Genomic DNA, 16,480 nt, shown 5'->3' on the forward strand with positions numbered 1-16,480 from the left:
TGGGGACCTCGGCATGGGTGGGGGCGGGCATCGCCACGGGCGGCGGCCTGCCTGTCTGCTATCGGGGCTGGGGCGGCCACTTCCAAGGCGGCGACCATCGCGATTCAGGCTTCATGTTCTTGCGGGGTGGCCTGTCCGGGCGGCGGCAAGCGGTCGCGCTGCAGTTCGCGGGTGACTCAGGTACAATGCGAACCATTCTTATTTAAGCTGGTGACCAGTGCGCCTGTCCGATCTTCCGAAAGGGGCTACTGCTGTGGTGGACCGAGTGGACGATGCTCATGCTTCCGATGTGATCGCGCAGCGCCTGCGCGATCTCGGCTTCGTGGCGGGCGAGCCGGTTCGCGTGGTGGCCCAGGGCCCGATGGGGGCCGACCCCTTGCTCATCCAGATCGGCTCCACGCGTTTCGCCCTGCGTCGCAAGGAAGCCGAGCGCGTGCTGGTGCATGCGGAGAACCGTGCATGAGCGCCGGCACGCTGCGCATCGCCCTGGTCGGCAATCCCAACTGCGGCAAGACGGCCCTGTTCAACCAGCTCACCGGCGGTCGCCAGAAGGTGGCGAACTATGCCGGCGTGACGGTGGAGCGCAAGGAAGGGCGATTCACCGCACCCTCCGGCCGTGTGCTCCACGTGCTCGATCTGCCGGGCACCTACAGCTTTGACGCCACCAGCCCGGATGAGCAGATCACGCGCGACGTGCTGGAAGGCAACTACCCGGGCGAAGCCGTGCCAGACCTGGTGGTGTGCGTGGCCGATGCCACCAACCTGCGCCTGCATCTGCGCTTCGTGCTCGAAGTGAAGCGCCTGGGTCTGCCGGTGGTGCTGGCGCTGAACATGATGGACACCGCGCGTCGTCGCGGCATCCTTATCGACGTGGCTGAACTCTCGCGTCGCCTGGGCATTCCCGTGGTGGAAACCGTGGCGGTAAAGCGCGACGGCGTGAAGGCACTGGTCGCTCGCGTGGACGGTGAGATCCCACAAGCTGCGGCAGCACAGCCGGACGATGCCGCCAGCCGCGCTGACCTGCATGCCCAGGTGCGCGAACTGATGGCGGCCACCGTCACCATGCCGCGCGCCACCGCGAAGATCGATGACGCGCTGGATCGCTGGGCGCTGCACCCGGTGTTTGGCCTGGCCATTCTCACCGTGGTGATGTTCCTGGTGTTCCAGGCCGTGTACGCCGCCGGCAAGCCGATGTCCGACCTGATCGGCGACGGCTTCGGCTGGCTGGGCGAGCACGCCACCCGCTGGATGCCGGCGGGGCCGCTGCAGAGCCTGCTGGTGGACGGCGTCTTCGGCGGCCTGGGTACCGTGGTGGGCTTCCTGCCGGTGATCCTGGTGCTGTTCTTCTTCATCCTGGTGCTGGAGGAGTCGGGCTACCTGCCGCGCGCGGCGTTCCTGCTCGATCGCCTGATGGTGTCGGTGGGCCTGACCGGGCGTTCCTTCATCCCGCTGCTTTCCAGTTTTGCCTGTGCCATTCCCGGCATCATGGGCACGCGCAGCATCACCGATCCGCGCGACCGCCTGTCGACCATCCTGGTGGCGCCGTTGATGACGTGCTCGGCGCGCCTGCCCGTGTATGCGTTGCTGATCGGCGCCTTCATTCCCACCCGCCGCGTGCTCGGCATCTTCAACATGCAGGGGCTGGTGCTGTTCGCGCTGTATGCCATTGGCATTCTCGGCGCCATGCTGGTGGGCTGGGTGATGAAGAAGCTGCACCGCGACCGCAGCGAGCATGCCCTGCTGATGGAGCTGCCGTCCTACCGCCTGCCCAATGTGCGCGACGTGGCGATCGGCCTGTGGGAACGCGGCATGATCTTCCTCAAGCGCCTCACCGGCGTGATCCTGGGCCTGACCATCCTGATGTGGTTCCTGTCCACGTTCCCGTCGCCGCCGGCCGGCGCTACCGGTCCGGCCATCGACTACAGCTTTGCCGGTTACATCGGTCGCGGCCTGCAGGTGATCTTCGCGCCGCTGGGCTTCAACTGGCAGATGAGCGTGTCGCTGATCCCGGCGTTCGCCGCACGCGAAACGGCCGTGGCGGCGCTGGCCACGGTGTACGCCGTGGGTGGCGAAGGCGCGGACGGCGCGGGCCTGGCCCAGGCGCTGGCGGCCAACTTCTCGCTGGCCAGCGCGCTGTCCCTGATGGTGTGGTTTGCCTTTGCGCCGCAGTGCATGTCCACGCTGGCGGTGATCCGCCGCGAAACCAACTCGTGGCGCAACGTGGGCATCTCGTTCGGCTACATGTTCGCGGTGGCGTACGTCGCTTCGTTCCTCACCTACCAGATCGCGAGCTGGCTGACATGAGTACCGGGCTGCTGTTGCAGTACGTGATCGTCGGCGTGATCGTGCTGATCGGGGCGTGGATCACCCTGCGCAAGCTGGCACCCAAGCTCACCAGCCGCTGGCTGGCCACGCTGGCGCTGCGGCTGGATCGCCCGGGTCGCGCGTCATGGCAGCGCGCGCTGGCGCACCGCCTGCAGCCGAAGCAATCGGCCGGCAATTGCAGCGATGGCTGCGATACCTGCGGCTCCTGCGGACCCAAGCCGCCGGCAGCCGCGCGCGATGTCTATCCGCTGGAGTTCCGCCCGCGCGGCAAGTGACGCGCGGGTCCCAGCCTTCCGCTACTGCTGTTTCGGCGTTGGCTCGTCCATGGGCGGATTGACCCTGCGGATCGCCGGATCATCCGAGGCGACCGGCTTGAGGATGCCCACCGTCACCGTGCCTGACAGCAGGTACGAGGTGAACTTCGGGTCGTATGGATCCTTGCTCTCGCGCAGCTGCTGATAGGCGATGACGCCATCGGTCTGGTGCACGCCGGTGATCTCGCCGGCGGTAAACGCCTGCATGCCACCCGAGCCCACGTCATAGTTGGCAAACGACTCGTGGCTGTTGCGGCCCGAGGTGCCTCCCACCACCAGATGCGTCGCTGCCGAGCCCACGCGTGACCCCGTGGCCGACATCAGCGTCTCGCGCCAGCGCGCCTTGGCGCGGGGCAGGGCGACGGCGTCACCATAGGTGGGCAGCAGCTCACGCCAGATCGCATTGGCCTGCTCGAACTGCTCCGGTGTCAGGTGCGCGTAGAGCAGTTGCTTGGCGTACACGTATTGCGTTTCGCCGCGCTCGGCCGCCAGGGCAAACCATGCCATGGCCTGCGGCAGGTCGACCGGCGAGCCATGGCCGTTGAGGTAGAGCACACCCAGGTTGTATTCGGCCGGCTTGTACGCCCAGGAGGCCGCCACCTTGTACATGGCGATGGCGTGCTCGTAGTCGTGCCGCTGGCTGGCCAGCGCGCCGAGATAGAAGAAATACTCGCCCGGGCGGCCATCGTCCTCGGGCCGGTTGAACGGATCGGTGCGGCTGGTGGGAACATCAGGCGTGGCCTTGTAGGTCACCACTTTGGGCGACGGCGCCTGCGTGTCGATGGGGATGGTCGGCAGGGTGGCGTCCGTGGCACGAAGGGAAGGGCAGAGCAGCAGCCCGGCCAGAGCGACGACGAACAGCGAACCGGGCAACCGGCGATTTCGCACGTTCATGGCGACACCTCGCGTCTGATTACGGAAGGCAGCAGGATGAAGCTACTCCCACGGCAAGCGTCGGGCAATCGTTGCGTTGGCAGCGCGGGAACCTGCGCAAGACAGGCAGCAGCCGACTGCGCTGGCGTTGGCTGGCGGCCGTGGTTTGTCACCTTGGCATTGAAATGGTTTAGACGTCCATTTCACGTTGACAACATGCCGTTCAGGGGTGGCCGCTGTTATCGCCGTCCGTCGTGCTGGTCTGGTCTTTGGTGGCCGCGCCGTCCTTCGCATCGACCTTCAACAGCGATCCCACCGACACCTGTCCGGACACGGGCATGACCTTGGGATCGTACGGATTGTCGGTTGAACGCACCGCCTGATACGCCACCGATCCGTCGCCCTGATGCACGCCCGCGAGTTCGGCGGGGTTGGTGCTGACATGGCCGCCGCTGAAGACGGCGTAGTTGGGTGACGCCATGTGGTTTGGCGTGCCGTCCGCGCCACCGACCTCGACGTGTGCGGCCCCCGAGCCCACGCGCGAGCCCGTCGCGTTATTCCTGGCCTCGCGCCAGCGCGACTTGGCGCGGGGCATTGCGGCCTCGTCGCCGTAGGTGGGCAGCAGGTCGCGCCAGATCACGTTGGCCTGCTCGTATTGCTCCGGCGTGGCATGCGCATACACCAGCTGGCGGGCGCGCAGGTACTGCGGATCGTTGCGTTCCGCCGCCAGCGCCATCCAGGCGAGGGCGCGCGGCAGGTCCACCGGTGAGCCCTGACCGTTGAGATACATCACGCCCAGGTTGTACTCGGCCGGCTTGTACGCCCATGAGGCCGACACCTTGTACATGGCGATGGCATGTTCATAGTCGCCTTTCTTCACTGCCTGAACGCCCAGCGCGAAGTAGTACTCGCCGGGGCGGCCATCATCGGTCGGCGTGTTGAACGAGCGCGTGTTGTCTTCCTTGCCGTCGTCGGCAACGTGGGCGGTCGCCGCCACCGGCTGGTCGTCGGTGGGGATTTTCTTCAGCGTTGCGTCGTCGCCTGCAAAGGCGGCCGAAGACAAGGCCAGCGCGATGAGACATGACAGGGACAGGGCGGGGAGTTTCTGCACGGCCATGGCGATCCATCCTTGAGGGTGCGCGAGAAAGCTGCGCCAGCAACGTACTCGCCACCCGTCCTTCGCGCAAATGCCGGCCTGTCAGGGTTGCTGAAGCCCCTCGTAGCGGGCGAGCAGATGGCTGAATACCGGCCAGAACGGTTGCGGCAGATGGCCATCCAGACGATCGGCGAGTACATCCAGATGGGTATCCCAGCCTCCGCTGGTGCCGGCCACGTCCGCAGGCTTGAGCTTGCGGTGCGTCACCACCAGGCGCACTTGTGCGCCCACGGGCGCGAGCTCGAAGGTGACCTCCGAAGGGTCGTCCTGTTTGGCCCAGGTGATGGTGAGCAGGCGTGGCGGCTCGCACGCGAGCACGCGGTGGGTGGAGGTCACGCCGTCTTCGTAAGCCTTGAAGCGCTCCGGCGGGGGCACGGGCGTCTGCGACAGCTGGGCATGATGGAAGCGCAGCTGGAACTCGCTGCCCACGCGTTGTTCCATGCTGCCGCTGGCCAGCCATTGGCCGCGCTTGTCCGAATCGACGAGGTAGGACCACACGCGTTCCACCGGGCCCGGCAGCAGACGTTCGAAGCGGATGGTGTCCGGTGCCAGGACCTGTCGCGCGGACTGACTCTGCAGGTTGCGTCCGAGGTGTTCGAGGATGCCCGTCCAGCCCTCCCGTGTCGGCTCGGCCCATTCGGGCAGCACGTCTTCGTGCAGCAGGGTCAGGTCGCAGCCCGTGCCTGACGCCACGATGTCGATGCTGACGCGCGTCATGGCTTCGGAGTAACGGGGCACGCCGAAGGTGAAGACGAGGCGGTGCGGCCGGTCGATGGCCAGATACTCGCCGACATGGTCGACATCCTCGCCGTCGCGGCGGTCGGTGAAACAGAAATGGCCGCCCACGCGTGCATCCATGGCCACCTTCACCATTTCGCCGTTGGGCGCCGAGAACAGCCAGCGTCCGGCGGTGGCGGGGTCGAGCCACGCATCGAACACGCGTTCGGGCGCGGCGTCGAAGTGGCGGGTGATGCGCAGCGAGCGCAGGGTCGAGGTGGTCATCAGGGGTTCCCTCCGGCGGGTGATTCGCCCACGGCGGCGTCTTCGGCCTTGAGCAGGGCATCGAGAGCGTCGAGGCGGCGGTTCCAGAACTGTTCGTAGAAACGCAGCCATTCGTCGGCAGCGGCCAGTGGGCCGGGCTCCAACCGGCAGATGTGCGTGCGCCCCTGCACCACCCGGCGCACCAGGCCGGCCCGTTCCAGCACCTTCACGTGCTTGGAGGCCGCTGCCAGCGACATGTCGAACGGGGCGGCCAGCTCGCCGATGTTGCGGTCGCCCCCGGCCAGATGGCGCAGCATGGCGCGCCGGGTGGCGTCGGTCAGGGCCTGGAACACGATGTCGAGCGCTGGTGCAGAATGTTCAACCATAAGGTTGAATATCTCTCCGGCACGAAGGAAAGTCAACCAACGGGTTGAATATGACGTCAGGCTCTGCCGGTCGGGCTGGCGGCGGGCTTGGCGCCGGGGCGCCAGCGCAGGCTCTTGCGCTGCAGCCACAGATCCATGCCCCATGCGGCGAGCGCGACGAGCGCCATGCCGGGTGCCCAGTGCATAGATAGAAACAGGCCGATGTAGAACAGCGTGTCAGGGATGGTCGACCAGCGCGTCCTGGCTCCCGCGGGCGGCAATGGATTGCGGGCGCGGTAGCGGCCGTATGCGAGCGATGCCGTGGGCAGCAATGCCCCCACGCCAAGGCCATTGCTGCCGCTGGCGAACCACAGGAGCACGCCGGCGGCGCACATCGCCGGAACAAAGGCGATGCGCAGCAGCGGCCGGGCCTGTGGTGGTTCTTCCGGGCGGCGTTGCCATATCAAAAGCGCGACGAAGGTGATGTAGGCCGCCCAGGCCGCCGTGATCACGAGGGCACTGATCAGCAGGCTGGGTGACCCCGGTTCGCCGTAGGGCTCCTGGAGGAACACATACCAGAGGGCATCAAGCACGCCACCGAGCACCAACAGGCTGCCACACCGGATGACGCCAACCAGCACGCGAGGCCCCGCCACCACGTGGCGACTCGCCGTTGCGATGCAGAAGCGGGCCAGGGCGGGATCGATGGTGCGGGGCAACCGCGAGGGAACGCCTTCGGAAAGACGCCATAGGAACAGACCAAGCGCGGTGGGCAAGCCCGGCACCCAGGACGTCAGCAGGATCCACCACCAGTGAAACGGCCGTTGCACCCAGCGCAGGTAGCGACTGCTCTTCTTGGCCTCGCCGTATGGCTTTTTGGCGTCGCGTACGCGTAGCGCAAGCCGCGAGGCATTTTCCGGCAGCATCAGCCAGAGGACTTCCAGCTGGCTGGGCATGTCCTGCAGCGAAGCGCCACGGCCGTGGGCCAGTTCGTACAAGCGGAAATAGTCGAACAGCGAGGCTGCCGTGGCGGCCGGCATGGGCGGACGTTCGCGCACCACCAGTTCCAGCAGCTGGGGGGCCAGCTGTTGACGCCAGTCGCCATTCTGCAAGGCCGGTTGTGCGTGCAGTGCGGCGATGGCCGGCTCGGTTGCGTGGCTCCGCGCGCAGGCGCAGAACCAGCGATACACCGTCTCGGCATCCACGCGTGGGGATTGAGCATTCCACGCTTCGATGGCTGGCTCGAAACGTTGCTGCAGGGCGTGCCACTCGTGGAGGTTCGTGCGAAGTTGCTGCAGATGAAGTGGATCAACTCCCGCCAGGGCGTGATCCATGCCAAAGAACTGCAGCGTGTTGTCGAAACTCGCCGCCGTCATGGGCGGCTGGTCGCGGAACAGCCGGCGCAGTACGACGTGCCCGGCCTGCTGCTTCGCACGCAGCGACCAGAGCTCCGGTTGCTCCTGCAGCCAGCTCAAAAGGTCCAGTGGATGGCGGGTGGCTGCGGTCTGCAGAAATGCCGTGGCGAAACGTTCGGCATCGAATGGACTGGCGTGCGTAGCGGGCTGCGCCTCATCGAACTTCACGGCGCGCCATGACGCGGCAGGCGGCGGCGTGGTTGCCTCGTCGACCGGAGGAGACCCAGCCTCGACCGGCGGAGACGGCGTGTTGTCGACGGCAGGCGTGGCGACGTGGGCAGCTTGCCTGCACCATGCCTGCGCAGCCTCATACCTCGCGCGCAGTTCCTGAAAACCCGCCGGATCGACGTCAGGCCGGGTTTCCTTCAGGCGCTTCGCGTAGACCCGCTTTAGCTCCCTTTCATCGGCATCGTCGGGCAGGCCGAACCAGGCCAATGGCGTGGTCATGCGTGGGCATCCAGCGTATCGAGAGCCTGTCCCAGCTGCCGACGGTGTTCGCGTATGAGCTGCTCATCCTGCGTGTCCAGCACCGTGCGGAACTGCGCAATCCACTGCTGCAGCTGTGTGCGTGCGCCGATGTATTCCTCGTAGAGACGTTCGGCGCGTGCCAGCATCGCGATGTTCTCGTGCTTGTCGCGGGGATGGATCTTGATGCTTTCCAGCGCCTGCAGGCGAGACCGGATTTCCGCCGGACTAAGCAACCCCGGATTCTGTTCGAGTACCAGTTCGTGGCGCTCTTGCGTCGCAAGCAGGGTGGCTTCCACCTGTAGCACGCCGTTCACGTCATAGGTAAAGCGCAGGTTCACCGAATTCTGGGCGGCGGGGCGGTTCGGTGCCAGTGGAATATCCAGCTCGCCCAGCTTGATGTTGCGATCCGCCATGGGGTGCTCGCCCTGATACACCTCCAGCGTGAGCTTGACCTGATTGTCGCGGAAAGGCTGGAACGTCTCCTCGCGGCTGACGGGCACCGTGCTGTTGCGGTGGATGACGGGCGAGAAGAACCCTGTCTGCTCGCGGCCCTGCTCGTCGCGCCGCGAGACCTTGGTGCCCAGCGTATAAGGGCACACGTCGGTAAGGATGACTTCCTCGAGGCGCTCGTCGCGCGACTTCAGCCCGGCGGCGATGCACGCACCGAGCGCTATCGCCTGGTCCGGGTTGATGTGCCGCAGCGGCAGGCGGCCGAACATGCGCGACACCATGCGTGCCACCAGCGGCATGCGGCTGGCGCCGCCCACCAGCACGATCTCCTCAAGTTGGGCTGGCTGCAGGCGAGCGTCGCGCATGGCGCGTTCGAGCGGTGCGCGCATGCGTTGCACCAGCGGGTCGCTCAGCCGCGCAAAGCGTTCCTCATCGATCTGCCAGTTCACCGCGCGCTCACCGATGCGCCATTCGATGCCGGCGCTGCCTTGCGCGCCCAGTTCGCGCTTTGCCTGCTCCAGGCGGCGGCGCAGCTGGCCGCGTTCCTGCGGGGAAAGCGTGTCGGTTGCGAGTTTCTCGTCGCCGAGGAACGCGCTTTCCATGACGTCGAGGAAGTCCTCGCCGCCAAGGAAGTTGTCGCCCGCGCTGGCGTGCACTTCCACCACGCCGTCGAACATTTCCAGTACCGATACGTCGAAGGTGCCGCCACCCAGGTCGAACACCAGGAAACGCGCACCGTCCGGCTTTTCCTGCAGGCCATAGGCGAGGGCGGCCGCGGTGGGTTCGTTGATCAGGCGCTCGATACGCAGGCCGGCCAGTTCGCCAGCCGCCCGCGTGGCCTTGCGCTGGGCATCGGAAAAGTACGCGGGCACGCTGATCACCGCCTCGGTGACTTTTTCACCCGTGGCGGCTTCGGCGTCGGCCACGAGGGAACGCAGGATCAGCGCCGATAATTCCTCGGGGCGGAACACGTGCTTGCCCAGGCGTGTTTCGCGGGGCGTACCCATGAAGCGCTTGAAGGTGGCGATGCTGGCATCGGGGTGGCTGACCATGCGGTCGCGCGCGGCGCGGCCCACGATGATGTGTCCGTCCGCGTCCACGCTGACCACGGACGGCGTGAGCAGGTCGCCCAGCGCGTTGGGAAACAGCGTAGGCCCGTGTTCCCCGAAGGTACCGATCAGCGAATGCGTGGTACCCAGATCAATGCCAACGATCATCCCTGTTACATCCCCTGTAGACGTCGGGGCAGTGTAATGCGGAACAGGCGGTCGGCGGACGGAGCACGCGCGCCTGAGACCGGGGCTGGGTAGAATCCGCCGATTCCCCCCAGGAGTGCCCCATGCAGCATATTCCCCCGATGGATACCGCCGTGCCGGATGGTGATACCTCCGACATCACCGTGCCGCCCACCATGCACCACCCCAGCGGCCACGGCGTGCAGGACACGCTGGACATCGCCGGTCACGACGAAGTGGAGCACGACGAGGCGCTGCGCAATTCGCAGCTGCGCGTTCCGCGTTGACGAGCGGCCTGAGCCCTCGTTTACACCAGCAGCGTTTTCACGCCCTTGCCCCGCAGCGCCTCGACGTGTTCGGCCGGGGCGGCGGCATCGCTGATCACCAGATCGAGATCGCCGACCGGCGCAATCACCGAAAGGCTGCGCTGGCCGAATTTGCTGGCATCCAGCACGGCCACGGTCTGGCGTGAAACGCGGATCATCAGTGCATTGAGCGAAGCCTCCAGCGGGTCGGGCGTGGTCACGCCCACCTCCGGATCGAGGCCATCCACGCCCAGGAACAGGCGATCGGCCGAGAGCCGCGACAAGGCCTGTTCGGCGTCAGGGCCCGCCAGCGAATAGGACGTCTGGCGCAGCAGCCCGCCCAGCATCATCACGCGTACGGCCGGCAGGGCGGACAGCTCCATCGCGATGTTCAGCGCATTGGTGATCACCGTCAGCGAGGTCCATTTGCGCTGACGGATGCGCCGCGCGATTTCCGCCGTGGTGGAGCCGGAGTCGAGGATGATGGTTTCGCCGTCTTCGATCAGGGCTGCCGCGGCCTCGCCGATGCGCAGCTTCTGCGCGTGGTGGCGCGTTTCCTTGATGTTGAGCGGGGTGTCCAGCTGGGCCGCGGCGGGCAGGGCGCCGCCGTGCGAGCGGCTGATGGCGCCGGCGCCATCCAGGACTTCCAGGTCGGCGCGGATGGTCACGGCGGAAATGCCGAACAGCGCCACCAGCTCGTCCACCGTGACGCGGCCCTTCTGATGGACCAGCTCGACGATGCGGCGACGGCGTTCTTCCACCAGCAGTTTCGGCGGGGCGGGTGCGGCCTTGCGTCGAGTCGTCATGGATCCTGTCCTGATGTTGCGTGTTTCCGGTACTGGATGAAGCAGCCCGGCGTGCGCTTCTTGCTTGTCATCCCGGCGTAAGCTGGGATGCAGTGCCTTCCGTTCTTGCCGATTGCCGCGAGGGCCCCGTCGCTGGATCCCCGCTATCGCTGGGATGACGGCGAGGCAATGATCAGGCCACGGGCACGTTTTGAACAGACGCCCAAAGCGCAGGGCTTATCGGCCCTGCTTCGGCGCGTCGTGCCACTGCACCGGCAACGGGGCAGATCAATCCATCCCCAGCATGCGCGCCGCATTGTCGTGGTAGATCTTGCGCAGGATCTCCGGTGGCAGGCCCACCCCATAGATGGACCAGCGCCCCTGCGGCGGCACGGCGGCCGGGGCGTAGTCGAAGTACTCGTCTTCCGTTTCCAGGAAGCGGTAGTAGATCTCGTACAGCTCATCACCCAGTAGTTGCTGGGGCACGTCGTTGCCATAAGGCGGCGGCACGGCGTCGGTGCCGAACAGGATGCGATCCTGGTAACGCTCGAAGAAGCGCCGCGCCATGCGTGGCTGGCGGCCCAGCTCGCTGATGCGTGCGCTGATGTCCACGTGCACGTTGGCGTGGCGGTCCATGCATTCGGCGATGGTGGCCAGGTCTTCGGCCTGGTTGCCCACGTGCATCAGTACGAAGGTGGTCGCCGGGTGTCGTGCGATGACGCGGTTGCGTGCGGCCAGCAGATCCCGGTGGCTGGGATACTCCGGCCCGTAGAACGACCAGTCCGGATGCTTCGCCAGTTCTTCGTAGCGCTCGTTGGCGCTGTCGCCGGGCAGGAAGAACGCCTCCGGATCGGAGGTGTGGATGAACACCGGCATGTTCAGTGCTGCGCAGGTTTCCCACATCGGATCGAAGCGGGCGTCGTCCACGCCCACCAGTTCGCCCTGGTCGATGCCTTCGCGCAGGTACAGGCCCAGCGTCTTCAGCAGCTTCAGGCCGGCGGCGCCGATACGGTGCGCGTGCTCGATGGCTTCGGCCTGCAGGCGCGGGTAATCGGTTTCGGTGAACAGGGCGAACGAGGGTTCCGTCATGGTGCGGAACCGGCCGGGCGCCACCGCGTCGAAGCGCGCGATGGTTTCCTCCAGCCCCTTGCCGGTGCCGCCGGTCAGGTTGACCATGCTGCGGATGCCCTTGCGATCCATCAGTGCCACCAGCTCCGCAGGATCGGCGAAGTAGGTCATCGCTTCGCCCAGCGACACGCCGCTACGCGTTTCGCTCATCCAGCTCAGGTGCGTGTGCACGTCGATCACCGAGAACGCGGGTTTCTCCACCCGCGTCACCGGTACGTGCAGCATGCTGCGCGGCTTGAACTCGGCCAGGCGAAGGGCTTCGCTTTCCGGAGTGGCCACGGTCTGCAAGGGGTTCTTGCCGCTGCTGCCGCCACCGAGCATCGGCGGCGCGCAGCAACCGCAACCCGTGCGGGTGGCGGAGAGCAGGTGGCGACGATCCAGGTCGAATCGCCGCCGGGCGCGAAAGGGCGCGTCATGCATGGTGTGTGTCCCGATCAGCCCGGATAGCGCGCCATGATGTCGTGCACCTGGCGGGTGAGCGCCACCGCCTGGTCGAACGGACGCAGCCACATGTTGCGGCCGAACATCACGCCGCTCGCGCCGCTCTGCATGTAGAACTCCACCTTGCGCAGCACGGCGGCATCGTCATCGTTCTTCTCGCCGCCGGAGAACAGCACCATCGTGCGACCCGCCGAGCGCACCACGCGGGCGCAGCGCGCCGCGGCGTCTTCCTGCAGCTTGTCGTACGGGGCCGGCACGTTGGCGATGCTGTCATTGGGTTCGTGCAGCTTCACGATGTCCGCGCCCAGTTCCAGCGCCACGCGGGCGGCGTAATCCTGCGCGTACAAGGTGTTGGTGCCGCCCTTGGCATTGATCGCACTGCCGCGCGGATACGACCACACCACCAGCGGCATGCCGTAGCGCTCGCAATCCTGGCGCACCTTTTCGAACTGGCGGAATTCGTCGTGCTGGCGCGGCGAGCCGACGTACATGGTGTAGCCCACGGCTTCGGCGCCGAGGCGCACGGCGTCTTCCACCGAGGCGAACAGCGGCGAGGTCGCTTCCGCATCGCTGGGGATATTGGTCTTGCCGTTGAGCTTGAGGATCAGCGGCACGCGACCGGCGTACTCGCCCATGTACTTCTCGGCCAGGCCAATGCCCAACGCAATGGCGGAAAAGCCGCCGGCCTCCGCGAGCTCGAACTGATAGCCCGGATCGACAGCCGGCGGGTGAGGGAAAAAGTCCGTGGGGCCATGTTCCAGACCCTGATCCAGCGGCAGCACCAGCAGGCTGCCGTTGCGCGGGCCGCTGCCATACAGCAGGCGCCACAGGCGCGTGCGCTTGCCATGGGAGAGGGGGAGCGAAGCGAGTCGGCTGGATGTCATCGATGGCCCTTGCAACTTGTGTTTCATTTCGAATACCTTGGGATTGAGGTTTCGTGTTATTTCGTTTTACATCATATTTCATCAGATGACCATGCCTGTCAAACCCGCCATGACTTTTCCGACGCTGGAATCGCTGAAAGCCGCATCGCCCGCCGAACAGGCGCGACGCGGTTATGCCGACACCCTGCGCGAGATCCTTCAGCAACCCGATACGTGGCGTGACACTGCCTCGCGGCTGGTCGATGCCGGCGCGCGGGGCATGCTGGGCGAACTGCTCGCCACGCCACCGCAGAACATCGTGCTCACCGGTTCGGGCAGCTCGGTCTACGTGGGCGAATGCCTGGCGCCGGTGCTGCAGGCCGGTCTGGGCATTCCCGCGCAGGCCATCGCCGCCGGCACGCTGCTGACGCATCGGCGCGGCACGCTGCCCCATGGGCGGGGACTGCTCGTGTCCATTGCGCGTTCGGGCGACAGCCCGGAAAGCGCCAGCGTGGTGGATCAGGTGTTGGAGGCGGAGCCCGCGTACCGGCATCTGGTGGTGACCTGCAATGTGCAGGGACAGCTGGCCACGCGTTATCGCCACGAGCCGCGCGTGCACGTGCTGCAGCTTTCGCCGCGCACCAATGACCGCAGCCTGGTGATGACCAGCAGTTTCACCAACCTGGTACTGGGTGGCACCGGCCTGCTGCAGGCCCACGCGGGCAACACCGATGCGGGACTGGCGGACCTCGCCGCCAACATCGCCACGCATCTGTTCGAGCGCCATGGCGATGCACTGGCGCGCGAAGGTGCGGGCGACTTCGATGCCGCGCTCTATCTCGGCAGTGGCGCCGCCTTCGGTGCGGCGCGCGAAGCCGCGCTGAAGATGCTGGAAATGTCCGGCGGCGCCGTCAGTGCCATGTGCGAAACCTATCTGGGCCTGCGGCACGGGCCGATGTCCTGGCTGGATCGTCCGTGCCCGGTGGTGGCCTTCCTTTCCAGCGTGCCGGCCGTGCGCGCCTACGAGCTCGACCTGCTGCGCGAGATCGCGCGCAAGAAGCTCGGTGGCGTGCGCATCGTGGTGGGCGAGGCGATTCCTGCCGATGTGATCGGCCCTGGCGATGTGGCCGTCGAATTGCCCGGGTTCTCGCAGCTGGACGAAGCGCAGCAGGCCATGGTGCACGTGGTGGCGGGCCAGTTGCTCGCGCTGTTCCGTTGCCTGTCGCTGGGTCAGCAACCGGATGCACCGTCGCAGGGCGTGCTGACGCGCGTGGTCGAAGCGTTCGCCATCCACGGCGCGGAGAAGGGCGCGTGAAGCCGCTGCTGATGGCCGGCGAGATCAATGTCGACCTGGTCTTCACCGGGTGCGGACGCCTGCCTGAATTCGGTGGCGAAGTGCTGGCCTCGGGCTTCCGCCAGGGGCCGGGCAGCTCGTCGATGATCTGCGCCATGGGGCTTGCCCGGCTGGGCCACTCCGTGGCGTTCGCCGGCGTGACCGGTGCGGACGGCTGGGGCGATTACTGCATCGACGCCATGCGCGACGCAGGCATCGACGTATCCGCCGTGACGCGCGACGCCTCGCTGCAGACCGGTATCACGGTAGCGCTGTCGTCATCGCATGACCGCGCGCTGGTTACCTACATGGGTGCCATCGGTGCCTTGCGCGACGACATGATTGCCGATGCGCAGCTGGCTGCGTGTGGCCACCTGCACGTCTCCTCGTATTACCTGCAGGACGCGCTGCGTCCCGGGCTGCGCGCACTGTTCAAGCGAGCGCGGCGCGCGGGACTCACCGTGTCGCTCGATCCCGGGTTCGATCCACACCAGCGGTGGGGCAGGGAGCTGGTCCAATTGCTGCCGCTGGTCGACGTATTCCTGCCGAACGAACGCGAGGCCTGCGCCATCAGTGGAGAGGCTGATGCGCTCGCCTCGCTGCATGCGCTGCGCAATGGACACACGCTTACCGTGGTCAAGCTGGGCAGCGATGGCTGCATGGCCTTGCAACCGGATGGCAGGCCACTCAGTGCACCGGCGCATGCCGTCGATGTGCTGGACAGCACCGGTGCCGGTGACTCGTTCGACGCCGGTTTCCTGCATGCCTGGCGGCAGGGTCTTCCGTTGCGTGAATGCCTGCGTTGGGGCAGCGCCTGCGGCTCGCTGTCCACGCGCGGTATCGGAGGCACGGCCTGCCAAGGCAGCGAGGCTGACGTGCGCGTGTTGCTGGGGGCGGCAGCGTGATCACGGTCGGCGGCTTCAACACGGCCATCGACCGGTTGGTGACGCTGGACGTATTGCAGCCCGGCACCGTGCAGCGGGCAAGCGCCGTGCAGGGCTATCCCGGTGGCAAGGGCGTGCATGTGGCGCAGACGATTGCCGCACTGGGCGAGCCGGTGCAACTGGTAGGCCTGATCGATGCTGCGCATCGCAACTTCGTTACGCGCCGGATGAGCGAGCGCGGCGTGTTGTTCCACGGCGTGGAGATCAGCGATGACCTGCGCCAGTGCCTCGCATTGCGCGAGCGCGATGGCCGCATGACCGAGGTGCTCGATCCCGGCCCGCTGCTCACGACTGCTGCGCGTGAACAACTGCTGCGAACACTGGATCGCTGCCTCGACAACAGCGAGGTGCTGGTGCTCACCGGCAGCCTGCCGCGCGGTTTCGAAAGCGACACGTATGCACGCATCGTGTGGCAGGCGAATGGCAACGGCATGCCCTGTCTGGTGGATGCCAGCGGTGATGTACTGCGCCAGGCCGTCGATGCACAGCCCGGCGTGATCAAGCCCAACCGTGACGAAGCCTCCGATCTCGCCGGTCGTGCGGTGCGCACTTTGAGTGACGCGGCAGACGTGGCACGTGCGCTGTATGCGCGGGGCATCGCCCAGCCGGTGGTGACGCTCGGTGCGGAAGGCGCAGTGGCCTTTGATGGGCGCGTGGCATGGCATGCCTCGGTCGAACTGGCCCACAGCACCAATGCGGTGGGCTCCGGTGATTGTTTTCTGGCCGGGCTGGCGGTGGCGCGCAAGCGTGGCGAGCCGCTTGAGGTGGCATTGCGCCTGGGCGTGGCATGCGGTGTGGCCAATGCGATGGAAGAGGAAACCGGCTACGTGCGACGCACGTGCGTGGAGACGCTGCTCGAGCAGGTAACCGTGAGGTCGCTCGAGGGGTGACGCGCATGCGTGCAGGTGACGCATGACGGTTGGAAGGGTGTTTCAGGGCTCGTGCTGCGGGGAAGGCAGTGGCGGGTTCAGGTGAAAGAAGCAGACGACGAGGGTTCGAACGCGCGGAATGGGGCGCGGTTATCCACCTATGAACTGATCGGATTGGGGAGAGCGTGTTATGGGATCCAATGAAGCCCGCGTACTGCGGAAAACTGGCC

The 16,480-nt window shown here is 66.5% G+C and carries 16 protein-coding genes; 7 read left to right on the forward strand and 9 right to left on the reverse strand.

The window, feature by feature from the left end; translation table 11 throughout:
* The first annotated feature begins 217 nt into the window (after window positions 1-217).
* Genes H8F01_RS16195 through H8F01_RS16205 form a run of 3 tightly spaced genes read left to right on the forward strand, consistent with a single transcriptional unit; the run spans window position 218 to window position 2,600 of the window.
* Window positions 218-463 carry a FeoA family protein gene (locus H8F01_RS16195; RefSeq protein ID WP_187056096.1) on the forward strand — a complete coding sequence of 82 codons (246 nt, stop codon included), beginning with the start codon at window positions 218-220 and terminating at the stop codon, window positions 461-463.
* A complete protein-coding gene (gene feoB, locus H8F01_RS16200) occupies window positions 460-2,304 on the forward strand; it encodes a ferrous iron transporter B (protein ID WP_187056097.1) in 1,845 nt (614 codons plus the stop codon). Before H8F01_RS16195 ends, feoB begins: the two co-directional genes overlap by 4 nt.
* The gene (locus tag H8F01_RS16205) at window positions 2,301-2,600 is read left to right on the forward strand and encodes a DUF6587 family protein (protein ID WP_187056098.1); all 300 of its coding nucleotides are present in this window, start codon (window positions 2,301-2,303) and stop codon (window positions 2,598-2,600) included. The genes feoB and H8F01_RS16205 overlap by 4 nt, the downstream gene beginning before the upstream one ends.
* Before the next feature lie 21 nt (window positions 2,601-2,621).
* On the opposite strand, the gene H8F01_RS16210 is transcribed toward H8F01_RS16205, so the two are convergent.
* The 6 genes from H8F01_RS16210 to H8F01_RS16240 all read right to left on the reverse strand — a co-directional run bounded on the left by H8F01_RS16210 (window position 2,622) and on the right by H8F01_RS16240 (window position 9,564).
* Window positions 2,622-3,533, reverse strand: coding sequence for a tetratricopeptide repeat protein (locus tag H8F01_RS16210; protein WP_187056099.1), 912 nt, complete (start codon window positions 3,531-3,533; stop codon window positions 2,622-2,624).
* A gap of 202 nt (window positions 3,534-3,735) precedes the next feature.
* Window positions 3,736-4,629 (reverse strand): tetratricopeptide repeat protein, encoded by an 894-nt coding sequence (locus H8F01_RS16215; protein ID WP_187056100.1) that lies wholly within the window; start codon window positions 4,627-4,629, stop codon window positions 3,736-3,738.
* An 81-nt stretch (window positions 4,630-4,710) separates the two neighbouring features.
* Window positions 4,711-5,670: an SRPBCC domain-containing protein gene (locus tag H8F01_RS21745; RefSeq protein ID WP_222615672.1), complete on the reverse strand. Its 960-nt coding sequence runs from the start codon at window positions 5,668-5,670 to the stop codon at window positions 4,711-4,713.
* Window positions 5,670-6,035, reverse strand: a complete 366-nt coding sequence (locus tag H8F01_RS16230; RefSeq protein WP_187056101.1) for an ArsR/SmtB family transcription factor — start codon at window positions 6,033-6,035, stop codon at window positions 5,670-5,672. The genes H8F01_RS21745 and H8F01_RS16230 overlap by 1 nt, the downstream gene beginning before the upstream one ends.
* 56 nt (window positions 6,036-6,091) lie before the next feature.
* The gene (locus H8F01_RS16235) at window positions 6,092-7,876 is read right to left on the reverse strand and encodes a hypothetical protein (RefSeq protein WP_187056102.1); all 1,785 of its coding nucleotides are present in this window, start codon (window positions 7,874-7,876) and stop codon (window positions 6,092-6,094) included.
* Window positions 7,873-9,564 (reverse strand): molecular chaperone HscC, encoded by a 1,692-nt coding sequence (locus H8F01_RS16240; protein WP_187056103.1) that lies wholly within the window; start codon window positions 9,562-9,564, stop codon window positions 7,873-7,875. Before H8F01_RS16240 ends, H8F01_RS16235 begins: the two co-directional genes overlap by 4 nt.
* 122 nt (window positions 9,565-9,686) lie before the next feature.
* On the opposite strand from H8F01_RS16240, the gene H8F01_RS16245 reads away from it, so the two are divergent.
* Complete coding sequence (locus H8F01_RS16245; protein WP_187056104.1) at window positions 9,687-9,869, forward strand: hypothetical protein; 183 nt, start codon at window positions 9,687-9,689, stop codon at window positions 9,867-9,869.
* Window positions 9,870-9,889: 20 nt separating this feature from the next.
* On the opposite strand, the gene agaR is transcribed toward H8F01_RS16245, so the two are convergent.
* From agaR to H8F01_RS16260, 3 genes are all read right to left on the reverse strand, one after another.
* The gene (gene agaR / locus H8F01_RS16250) at window positions 9,890-10,693 is read right to left on the reverse strand and encodes a transcriptional repressor AgaR (RefSeq protein WP_187056105.1); all 804 of its coding nucleotides are present in this window, start codon (window positions 10,691-10,693) and stop codon (window positions 9,890-9,892) included.
* A gap of 267 nt (window positions 10,694-10,960) precedes the next feature.
* A complete protein-coding gene (locus H8F01_RS16255) occupies window positions 10,961-12,220 on the reverse strand; it encodes an amidohydrolase family protein (RefSeq protein WP_238481013.1) in 1,260 nt (419 codons plus the stop codon).
* 14 nt (window positions 12,221-12,234) lie between these two features.
* On the reverse strand, window positions 12,235-13,152 hold the full coding sequence (locus tag H8F01_RS16260; protein ID WP_222615673.1) for a class I fructose-bisphosphate aldolase: 918 nt from the start codon (window positions 13,150-13,152) through the stop codon (window positions 12,235-12,237).
* 82 nt (window positions 13,153-13,234) lie between these two features.
* Between H8F01_RS16260 and H8F01_RS16265 the strand changes: the two genes are divergently transcribed.
* The 3 genes from H8F01_RS16265 to H8F01_RS16275 are packed head-to-tail and all read left to right on the forward strand — an operon-like array spanning window position 13,235 to window position 16,271.
* Entirely contained in the window at window positions 13,235-14,419 is a 1,185-nt protein-coding gene (locus tag H8F01_RS16265) for an SIS domain-containing protein (protein ID WP_238481014.1), read from the forward strand.
* Window positions 14,416-15,342 carry a carbohydrate kinase family protein gene (locus H8F01_RS16270; protein ID WP_187056107.1) on the forward strand — a complete coding sequence of 309 codons (927 nt, stop codon included), beginning with the start codon at window positions 14,416-14,418 and terminating at the stop codon, window positions 15,340-15,342. Before H8F01_RS16265 ends, H8F01_RS16270 begins: the two co-directional genes overlap by 4 nt.
* Window positions 15,339-16,271 (forward strand): 1-phosphofructokinase family hexose kinase, encoded by a 933-nt coding sequence (locus H8F01_RS16275; protein ID WP_187056108.1) that lies wholly within the window; start codon window positions 15,339-15,341, stop codon window positions 16,269-16,271. Before H8F01_RS16270 ends, H8F01_RS16275 begins: the two co-directional genes overlap by 4 nt.
* The last annotated feature ends 209 nt before the right edge of the window (window positions 16,272-16,480 follow it).

Origin of the sequence: Dyella telluris, from assembly GCF_014297575.1 — a bacterium.
GTDB classification, from domain to species: domain Bacteria; phylum Pseudomonadota; class Gammaproteobacteria; order Xanthomonadales; family Rhodanobacteraceae; genus Dyella; species Dyella telluris.

Excerpts from the sequence above, each read along its gene's own strand:
- H8F01_RS16215 (WP_187056100.1), bottom strand. The coding sequence starts at position 4,629 with ATGGCCGTGCAGAAACTCCCCGCCCTGTCCCTGTCATGTCTCATCGCG.
- H8F01_RS16235 (WP_187056102.1), bottom strand. The coding sequence starts at position 7,876 with ATGACCACGCCATTGGCCTGGTTCGGCCTGCCCGACGATGCCGATGAA.
- feoB (WP_187056097.1), top strand. The coding sequence starts at position 460 with ATGAGCGCCGGCACGCTGCGCATCGCCCTGGTCGGCAATCCCAACTGC.
- H8F01_RS16245 (WP_187056104.1), top strand. The coding sequence starts at position 9,687 with ATGCAGCATATTCCCCCGATGGATACCGCCGTGCCGGATGGTGATACC.
- H8F01_RS21745 (WP_222615672.1), bottom strand. The coding sequence starts at position 5,670 with ATGACCACCTCGACCCTGCGCTCGCTGCGCATCACCCGCCACTTCGAC.
- H8F01_RS16205 (WP_187056098.1), top strand. The coding sequence starts at position 2,301 with ATGAGTACCGGGCTGCTGTTGCAGTACGTGATCGTCGGCGTGATCGTG.
- H8F01_RS16255 (WP_238481013.1), bottom strand. The coding sequence starts at position 12,220 with ATGCATGACGCGCCCTTTCGCGCCCGGCGGCGATTCGACCTGGATCGT.
- H8F01_RS16265 (WP_238481014.1), top strand. The coding sequence starts at position 13,235 with ATGACTTTTCCGACGCTGGAATCGCTGAAAGCCGCATCGCCCGCCGAA.
- H8F01_RS16210 (WP_187056099.1), bottom strand. The coding sequence starts at position 3,533 with ATGAACGTGCGAAATCGCCGGTTGCCCGGTTCGCTGTTCGTCGTCGCT.
- H8F01_RS16260 (WP_222615673.1), bottom strand. The coding sequence starts at position 13,152 with ATGAAACACAAGTTGCAAGGGCCATCGATGACATCCAGCCGACTCGCT.
- H8F01_RS16230 (WP_187056101.1), bottom strand. The coding sequence starts at position 6,035 with ATGGTTGAACATTCTGCACCAGCGCTCGACATCGTGTTCCAGGCCCTG.
- H8F01_RS16240 (WP_187056103.1), bottom strand. The coding sequence starts at position 9,564 with ATGATCGTTGGCATTGATCTGGGTACCACGCATTCGCTGATCGGTACC.
- agaR (WP_187056105.1), bottom strand. The coding sequence starts at position 10,693 with ATGACGACTCGACGCAAGGCCGCACCCGCCCCGCCGAAACTGCTGGTG.